Here is a 1,305-nt window from a genome sequence, read left to right as displayed (position 1 = left end):
TAGTCTCGTGGGCTCGGCTCTGGACTGGAGCGGCTCCAAGGTCAACCGCATGGAAACAGGCAGCGGTCGGGTCCAACCGTCCGACATCGATGCCCTGTGCCGCTTCTACAACACTGGCGAAGAGCTGCGCGAATTCCTCAAGTCCTTGGCCAGGCAAGCCAAGACGCGTGGCTGGTGGCAGGTGCACGGCTCCGGCGTGCCCCAGTGGTTCTCGATCTACATCGGTCTGGAGCAGGAGGCTTCGACGTTCCGTCAGTATCAGTGCGAGTTGCTGCCAGGCCTCATGCAGACTCCGGCCTACGCCTGCGAACTCCACAAGACCGGAGCGCATCTTCCTGCCGAGGACATCGATCGAGCCGTGAGTGTGCGCATGGAGCGCCAGGGCATGCTGACGCACGCCGGGGCTCCGGACGCCTGGTTCGTGGTGAACGAAAGCGCTGTGCGCAATCTCATCGGGGACCGGGCGCTGATGCGCGAGCAACTCGAACGCCTCTTGGAATGCGCGGAGTTGCCGAGCGTCACCTTGCAGGTCCTCCCGTTCGACTCAGGCACCTACCCGGCCACGGGATCGTTCACCATGCTCGGCTTCCCCGACCAGGAGGACCCGGACATCGTGTATCGGGACGGCATCACCGATGCCGTCTACCTGGAAGGGGAGCATCATGTGCGGGAGTACACCCGGGCCTTCGACGGCTTGAGGGCCGCCGCCCTGAGCCCTCAGCGCTCCGCCCAGCTGATCAAGTCCGTTCTTAAGGAATACGCACGATGAACATTGCGCGGTCTGCTCCCGAGGCGCCATCGTCCTGGTTCAAGTCCTCCTACAGCAACGGCGCCGGCGGTGAGTGCGTCGAGTGCGCCCACACCGTCGACGGAGCCTTCGTGCGCGACTCCAAGAACGCTCGTGGCCCAGTGCTCACGATTCGCGTTCACGCTTGGCGGGCCTTCATACGGGCTTTGGACGGAGACGCTCTCGAGGCGGGCTGAGTTGCCGAGTTGAGGGCGTGGCGTGGCCGCCGCTCTGCAGCGTCAGCTCGTTGGAATGTGAGCGTGGTGGTGCGGGGATTTGCGGGTCAGGAGTTGGATTCCCTCTGACTCTTGGCCGTTCATGGTGGGGACAGTGATGTGTCGGGTGGCGATGGGGTCCAGTTCTGCGAGCAGGGTGGTGAACCAGCCGCTTGGGTGGTGGCGGCAGACTGCGCCGTCGGCGGTCTTGAATACCCCGTAGGTGCCGTAGCGTTCGGCGGATTGGCGTACCGGTCCTGGTTGCGCTGGTCGGTCTGTAGGAGCTGGTCGCTGACGTAGAGC

The 1,305-nt window shown here is 64.4% G+C and carries 3 protein-coding genes; 2 read left to right on the top strand and 1 reads right to left on the bottom strand.

All coding sequences use genetic code 11. From position 1 onward, the window contains the following. Together EU811_RS22875 and EU811_RS22870 are read left to right on the top strand one after the other, a co-directional pair. On the top strand, window positions 1–769 hold a 769-nt coding region (locus tag EU811_RS22875; RefSeq protein ID WP_187697303.1), incomplete at its 5' end, for a DUF5753 domain-containing protein. Beyond that, a complete protein-coding gene (locus EU811_RS22870) occupies window positions 766–984 on the top strand; it encodes a DUF397 domain-containing protein (protein WP_142940544.1) in 219 nt (72 codons plus the stop codon). The genes EU811_RS22875 and EU811_RS22870, both read left to right, overlap by 4 nt. A 42-nt stretch (window positions 985–1,026) precedes the next feature. On the opposite strand, the gene EU811_RS23650 is transcribed toward EU811_RS22870, so the two are convergent. Next, on the bottom strand, window positions 1,027–1,305 hold a 279-nt coding region (locus tag EU811_RS23650), incomplete at its 5' end, for a hypothetical protein (protein WP_202979346.1).

Origin of the sequence: Arthrobacter sp. TS-15, assembly GCF_006964045.1 — a bacterium.
In the GTDB taxonomy this organism is placed as follows: Bacteria; Actinomycetota; Actinomycetes; order Actinomycetales; family Micrococcaceae; genus Arthrobacter.
This window is presented reverse-complemented; position numbering and strand designations above follow the sequence as displayed.